The organism is Mesorhizobium sp. M8A.F.Ca.ET.021.01.1.1 (assembly GCF_003998025.1).
GTDB lineage: Bacteria > Pseudomonadota > Alphaproteobacteria > Rhizobiales > Rhizobiaceae > Mesorhizobium.
The window spans coordinates 1-6,077 of record NZ_RZSJ01000379.1 but is presented as its reverse complement, the minus strand read 5'-3'; the positions used below and the strand labels follow the sequence as shown (position 1 = coordinate 6,077).

General features: G+C 62.4%; 8 protein-coding genes and 1 tRNA gene. 7 read left to right on the top strand and 2 right to left on the bottom strand.

Annotation, left to right across the window (positions count from 1 at the left end):
• Positions 1-132: 132 nt before the first annotated feature.
• On the bottom strand, positions 133-429 hold the full coding sequence (locus tag EOA36_RS24425) for a hypothetical protein (protein ID WP_127279767.1): 297 nt from the start codon (positions 427-429) through the stop codon (positions 133-135).
• Between the two features lie 345 nt (positions 430-774).
• On the opposite strand from EOA36_RS24425, the gene EOA36_RS24420 reads away from it, so the two are divergent.
• From EOA36_RS24420 to EOA36_RS24405, 4 genes are all read left to right on the top strand, one after another.
• Positions 775-1,683, top strand: coding sequence for an alpha/beta hydrolase (locus tag EOA36_RS24420; protein WP_127279766.1), 909 nt, complete (start codon positions 775-777; stop codon positions 1,681-1,683).
• A 361-nt stretch (positions 1,684-2,044) separates the two neighbouring features.
• Positions 2,045-2,341 carry a hypothetical protein gene (locus tag EOA36_RS24415; protein ID WP_127279765.1) on the top strand — a complete coding sequence of 99 codons (297 nt, stop codon included), beginning with the start codon at positions 2,045-2,047 and terminating at the stop codon, positions 2,339-2,341.
• Between the two features lie 55 nt (positions 2,342-2,396).
• Positions 2,397-2,470, top strand: a tRNA-Gln gene (locus EOA36_RS24410).
• 138 nt (positions 2,471-2,608) lie between these two features.
• The gene (locus EOA36_RS24405) at positions 2,609-2,812 is read left to right on the top strand and encodes a CsbD family protein (RefSeq protein ID WP_127279764.1); all 204 of its coding nucleotides are present in this window, start codon (positions 2,609-2,611) and stop codon (positions 2,810-2,812) included.
• Between the two features lie 809 nt (positions 2,813-3,621).
• On the opposite strand, the gene EOA36_RS24400 is transcribed toward EOA36_RS24405, so the two are convergent.
• Entirely contained in the window at positions 3,622-3,891 is a 270-nt protein-coding gene (locus tag EOA36_RS24400; RefSeq protein ID WP_127279763.1) for a hypothetical protein, read from the bottom strand.
• Positions 3,892-4,172: 281 nt separating this feature from the next.
• Here EOA36_RS24400 and EOA36_RS37400 point away from each other — a divergent pair, with 281 nt between their 5' ends.
• From EOA36_RS37400 to EOA36_RS24390, 3 genes are all read left to right on the top strand, one after another.
• Positions 4,173-4,340: a hypothetical protein gene (locus EOA36_RS37400; RefSeq protein WP_189343724.1), complete on the top strand. Its 168-nt coding sequence runs from the start codon at positions 4,173-4,175 to the stop codon at positions 4,338-4,340.
• 928 nt (positions 4,341-5,268) lie between these two features.
• Complete coding sequence (locus EOA36_RS24395) at positions 5,269-5,556, top strand: hypothetical protein (RefSeq protein ID WP_127279762.1); 288 nt, start codon at positions 5,269-5,271, stop codon at positions 5,554-5,556.
• A gap of 138 nt (positions 5,557-5,694) precedes the next feature.
• On the top strand, positions 5,695-5,901 hold the full coding sequence (locus EOA36_RS24390) for a hypothetical protein (protein ID WP_127279761.1): 207 nt from the start codon (positions 5,695-5,697) through the stop codon (positions 5,899-5,901).
• Positions 5,902-6,077: the final 176 nt, after the last annotated feature.

Genomic DNA, 6,077 nt, shown 5'->3' with positions numbered 1-6,077 from the left:
ATAGAGGCAAGCAACGTAGCGGTGCCGGCAATATCTCTCACGATCCCATCCTTCCCAAGTCCGTCTTGTCATAGAAACGTTTCCTGGTTCGCGAGGTTCCGCTGCAGGCACTGCAATGTCGTCTAACCAACTCTACTGCTTCGGCGGCTGGGGCGGCACTTCGCCAGGCTTGATTACCGGTGTGTTGCCTTCATCGGGCGCCGGCGCGGCCATGCCTTGGTCGCCGGTAGCCGGCGGCTTCAACACGCCGCCGCAATCACTGAGCTTTTCGCTCAGGTCGCCGCTGCCGGACTGCTGCTTGCCGCCTTGATCCGTCTGCACCCGGCATTTGTCGCCCTGCTGGTTCGGTATCTGCTGAGCCGTCTGTGCCGCGGCCGGCATCGCCACGGCCAGCATCGTGGCGCATGATGCTATGGCGAGAGCTTTCATCTCGGCCTCCTTCGTTGAACAGCCGCCCGCGGCGGCCTTTCCTTCACTGGGACAACGCCCGTCGGCCCGAAAGGTTGGCCCAATGGGTTGGCGAAGAGGGCCTGCCTCTGGGGCCGGAGCGGCTGTCTGTCGCCCTCACTCCAAGGCCGGCCCTGGGTTCGAGGCGGTGCAGCAGCCCTGCCACGATCAGCACGATCAGCATGGCGAACCCGGCCAGAGGCCAAGGCCGCGGGGGACGCCGATCGCGCCGGCGAGCCACCTTCGCGGCGCAAAGAGCCGGCGCTTGCACAAAAGGCGCTGCAACCAACTCCATTCTCCAGCCGTTGCCTGTGCCGGAGGCCGGCCATGTTCGAGCATTTCCAGCCTATCGACGTCGACGTTGGGGACGCCAGCATCTTCGTGCGCCGCTCCGGTGGCGGACCGGCGGTGCTTTTGCTGCACGGCTTTCCGCAAACCCATCTGATGTGGCGCGATGTTGCACCGGCGCTCGCCGAACGTTTCACCGTCATCTGCGCCGACCTGCGCGGCTATGGCCGCAGCGCCTGCCCGGCATCGAGCGCCGATCACGCGCCCTATGCCAAGCGGGCCATGGCATCCGACATGGTGGCGATGATGGCGGAACTCGGCTTTACCAGCTTCATGGTCGCCGGCCATGATCGCGGCGGGCGTGTCGCCTACCGCCTGGCGCTCGACCATCCCGACCGTATCAAAAAACTCGCCGTGCTCGACATCGTGCCCACGGCCGATGCCTGGGACCGGGCCGATGCCCGGCTGGCCCTTGGTTACTGGCCGTGGTCCCTGCTGGCGCAGCCCGCGCCCTTGCCGGAAAAGATCCTGGCGGGCGCCCCAGACGCCATCGTCGACAATGCGCTGGGCGGCTGGGGTTCGTCGTCCGATGTCTTTCCGGCCGGCATCCGCCGGGCCTATGTCGATGCCTTGCGCGACCCCGCCCACATCCACGCGATCTGCGAGGAATACCGGGCGGCGGCAACGCTCGACCGCGAACACGACCGGGCGGACAAAGCCGCCGGCCGGCGCATCGCCTGCCCGGTCCTGGCACTGTGGAGCGGGCAAGGCGCGCTGGCCCAATGGTATGCCGGCGAAGGCGGACCGCTGGCGTTATGGCGGAACTGGGCTGATGACGTGCGTGGCCGCGCTATGTCAGGCGGGCATTTCTTCCCCGAGGAAATGCCCGGGCAAACGGCTGGCGCGCTGATCGATTTCTTCGGCGAGGTCAAGGCCGGTGCCGGTTAGCCACCGCCCCGGTTAGCCACTGCCAGTCACCTCGGATCAGCCGACTGATTGCTCCGCTGTATCGTCGCCGTCGGGTTCACCAGGCCGGAAAGGATCGGATCTTCGCGGACACTCCTCGAAACGATGGTAGCGGCCGCCGCAGAAGGAACAGCACATCGCCTCACGGCCCTCGTTTCCGGGCCACCATTGCGGTGTTTCGTAGGGTTTCCTGCCGTCCATGCCCAGCAATGCGCGACGCCCGATTTGGTTGCGCGGAACCCAACAGACACGAAAGCGGTTGTGTGCGACAATGCAAGCGGCCATTCCAGCGCCAATCCGGACCGGCCGCATGTGCAATTCAGTCAAACCAAAGAGAACCCTCATGTCCGCTCGCGTTCTGACCTTGTTGATGGCCATCGGCGCCGTGCTCGCGACGACCGGCCTGGCCGATGCCCGTCCCGACAGCCGCTCCATGAGTTGCGGCGAGATTCGCGCCATGATCCAGAGCCATCGCGCCGTGGTGCTGACCACCGGCCGCAACACCTATGACCGCTATGTCAGGCAGTTCGGCAACGAGTGCGACTGGCCTGACGTCCCGATGTCGGCCTATATCCCGTCCCGCGACGGTACCTGCCCGGTCCATCGCTGCCAGGACCCGGGCGTCGATTTCCCGAATTGACGGCCGGTGGTCCGAATTGACGGCAAGCCGCAAGGACGCCATAACGTCCCGCCTTTCCCGCTTCGTCTAATGGTAGGACAGCGCCCTTTGAAGGCGTGAATCGTGGTTCGAGCCCATGAGCGGGAACCAAACAAAACCAATGACTTAGATGCAATTTTTGACGTATCGTCGAATATGCATCGATCCCCCGAAGGCCGCCACAGATGGCCTTTTGGGAACTTCCTCGACACGACGACGTTGCGCCTTTTTCGAACGAAGGAGGTTGTCATGGACTGGAATCGCGTCGAGGGAAACTGGAAGCAAGTGAAGGGCAAGGTCAAAGAACAGTGGGGAAAACTCACCGACGATGATCTCGATCGCATCGCCGGCAAACGCGATCAGCTCGAAGGCAAGATCCAGGAGCGCTACGGCATCGAAAAGGATCGCGCCCGTCGGGATATCGATGACTGGTATAGCAGGCAGGGCTGGTAGGAAAGGCACCGTGAATCCAGCCTTCGTCTTCGGCATGCACAGGACTCGCGCAACCTTCCCCGGCCTCCGAAAGCGATGGCCCGCGCCACCCAACTCTGACGCGGGCCGACCAAAGGTCTTGGAGGGACGTTGGTCAGCAGTCGACCCCGGCTGCCGATGATTCAATCAGCGTGCGCTAAAATAGTTCCAACTTTCGAGGCTCCATACTCATGCAACAAAGCCTGGCAAACCACGTCGTCACCATCTGGAGACTAAGCCGCGGCCAGCCGGCCGACCAACGCGATTTGCGTCAACTCTTCTGGCTCAAGCCAAGCCACGAGCCGTTGGCCAGCGTTATTGAATTTCCGTGCCTTAAATGAAAGGCCCGCCGCGTGGCCCCCCGCGACGGGCCCTGGGCGTGGCTACATCCTAAAGAATCGACCACGATATCATTAACGCCCGCCTCCAAAGAATGTTCCAGGCATGAAAAAGCCCGCCGGGCGAAACCGGCGGGAAGAGACAGAAGTGCTAGGGATCTACCCAGCATAGGGTCAACGGGTGGCGGCAGGGTTGGTTGCGGACGGGAAATGACGCGGCCAATGTCGCGCAAGGACACCTCCTTTCGGATGACTTCGTTCTTATTGGAAGGCGGGGCATAGTCGGCCCAGCCCGGCAGGACCCCGTGGCCCCCCACAGGTACCGGCCGGCTAGGCTCGGCGCTCCCCTCCAAACTCCGGCGCCGAGCCGCCGCATTCCCGGCCCCCCGATCATACGAACCGCGAAGCGTAAAACTGTAGCCCGCCAGCGGAGCACTCGGCCAAGACCGCCAGTCAGTCTTTGCTACTGTTCCTCCGCCGATCGATCGCGCCATAATCAGGGATGCAGGTGAAGAACACCGGCCGCTGACCCCTGCCTGCACGCTTGCACAGATCGCACCGGAACACTTTCACCAAGTCGTTATGCATGGCGCCGTGGTCGAGCCCCAGGCGGGCGCCCAGCGCTTGCAAGTCGATCTGGAGGGAATGATTGCACATCGGATGCCCGCAGGTGACGTAGAACGTCTCGCGGTTGCGAATGGCATCGGCAATGGTTTTGGACATGGTGCGGCCTCAGATTGCAGAAATCGCCGCGCGAGGAATATATTCCTATCGGTTGACTTGGCAAGGGCGGAGCCGGTGGCCATCAACAACGTTCTGACGCATGCTCAAGAAAATCGCTTTGCCGCGGCCTTCATGTCGCCGCCTCCTCGGCTGACGCAAACATTCTCCGTGGATCAACCGCCACGCAAGCCTCCGGCTCATGGGCCAATCAGGGAACAACTTCCATCCCGCGCGAGTTGTTGAGCCGGGAGGACGCGGATCATGATAAGGTGGCCATTGTCATGCAACACATCGATGACACCAAAAAGCTGGTTGACCGCTTGGATGAAACGGAGCGTCGCATCAAGGAAACTCAGGAAGTCATCGAGGGGAACCGTCGGCTTATAGAGCGGTCCCGTGAAATTCTTTCCAATGTAGCGAGCGCTGCAGCGCTTCGCGGCTTAGGCTAGTATCTGGACCTGAGAGTGTGTCCGCGCTGAGGCGGGGATAAACCAGCACACGGGGCATTTGTGCTGAGCATCGTAAGCCGCCGGGAGGAACTCCAGCTTGGCCCGGCTGCCGGTAGTCCTTAAAACCCCCGCGACGACATGCGATCGGGTATGTGGTTCGAGTCGATGAACGGGAACCAGGCAGAAAACCGCAAGCGAACTCTCTGAACGGAATCAGGCCGGATCGCTTCAGATCCGCTACCGATCGGCCAATCGGGATACAGGTAGGATGTCGGCCGGTGCCCTGCCTGCTAGGACCGCTCGCACCGGAAAATCCAAGTCATCGTGCCTCCGTAGTCCAGCCCCAGGCGGGCGCCTGGGGCCTTGGATGAACAATTCAGAATGGCAGGAGGACGGCGACTTCCGCCCTGGACCCCGTCGCGATTGACGGCCAGTTAACGTTACGTTAACTTTATTTTAGATTACACTAAAATAGGTGGCTCTAATGAAAATGGCTCTCGTTTGCCTGGCGCTTGTCCTCGCCGGTTCAAGTGTCGCTGCGGCGCACGAAAAGAAGGCAAAAGTCACTGCTGCGAACACATGCGCTGGTCTATCGATCAAGGCGGCAGTGGCGGCAAAATTGGATTGCACCGCAACCGGAACAGCAACGTCGACCCAGACCGACGCAGCGAATACCAAGCCGCGCCTCGGGTACCAGAACGCTTGGACGATATCCTCGTTTGGCCTTTGATGTTCCGGCGTTTGGTCTACCCAAAGGCGCGGACCGGGCCGGGCCTTTAAGCGCGGTCGCATCCCTGGCCAAGCAGTTTCGATTGCAGGCGTCGAATACCTTTGGAAGAAGCGCAGCCGAATGCCCACGGGGCGGTGCTCGATCCCCGGCATGAAACCTTGCGGCCCGTTGCACGTTGTCGGCCAACAGGAGAGTTTCATGGACCCGGCAACCGCGGCGGTGATGATCATGCTTTCATGCAACGCATCGCTCTGCCGGCCCATGGAGTCGCAGCCCGTCGCCTATTCCTCGCTCGAGGAATGCCAAGCGGCCCTTGCAGTCAGATTGGCACCGTGGCCGGGCGGCGAAATGGTCGGCCGATGCAAGCAGGTCGACCGGACGGCGACCGGCTCGATTCCCCCGGAAGGCTATGCCGCGGTTCAAGTCACGCGTGGGGTGGGCCGCGATGCGGTCACCACCAACTACTTCGTTCCGAGAGCCTACTAGAAGCCTGGAAGCCGTCGGACCGCCCGTTGGCCGCCAGGCGGACATCGGGCAGGTCACTCGGTTTGCCCCGGCCCTCCTGAAACCATTTCACGGACCCCGCGTTGACGACCGGGCACCGCCAGCCACAGGAGACATTCCGTGACCGTCAATTGCCGCATATCCATCGACAACCGGCCGGACGCCACCAACGCCACCTTCCAGGCCGTGCCGCGCATTGGAGAGAGTGTTTCCCTGTCGGTCGACGGAAGCCCGCAGGATTTGCGGGTCTCGCGTGTCGTGCATGTGCCCAACGGCGGCCTGGAAGGCGCCGCGATCATCGTCGAGGTGACGACCAACATCGTCTAGGCCTTGTTTTGCCGGGAGATGCCGGGCCGAGCCTCACGCGACAGTGATCGGCTGATATGAAACCTCGCGCGGCCACGCGCGTTCCATGCGCAACATGGTCGAGGTTCCAATGCAAACCGCGTGGTTCTCCAAGCCCGTCGTGGTTTCGGTCGGCGTCACCGGAGCCACCCGCAACC

What these genes read in the sequence shown, in the direction of transcription:
- EOA36_RS24425 (WP_127279767.1), bottom strand. Translation starts at nt 429, where the DNA reads ATGAAAGCTCTCGCCATAGCATCATGCGCCACGATGCTGGCCGTGGCG.
- EOA36_RS24420 (WP_127279766.1), top strand. Translation starts at nt 775, where the DNA reads ATGTTCGAGCATTTCCAGCCTATCGACGTCGACGTTGGGGACGCCAGC.
- EOA36_RS24415 (WP_127279765.1), top strand. Translation starts at nt 2,045, where the DNA reads ATGTCCGCTCGCGTTCTGACCTTGTTGATGGCCATCGGCGCCGTGCTC.
- EOA36_RS24405 (WP_127279764.1), top strand. Translation starts at nt 2,609, where the DNA reads ATGGACTGGAATCGCGTCGAGGGAAACTGGAAGCAAGTGAAGGGCAAG.
- EOA36_RS24400 (WP_127279763.1), bottom strand. Translation starts at nt 3,891, where the DNA reads ATGTCCAAAACCATTGCCGATGCCATTCGCAACCGCGAGACGTTCTAC.
- EOA36_RS37400 (WP_189343724.1), top strand. Translation starts at nt 4,173, where the DNA reads ATGCAACACATCGATGACACCAAAAAGCTGGTTGACCGCTTGGATGAA.
- EOA36_RS24395 (WP_127279762.1), top strand. Translation starts at nt 5,269, where the DNA reads ATGGACCCGGCAACCGCGGCGGTGATGATCATGCTTTCATGCAACGCA.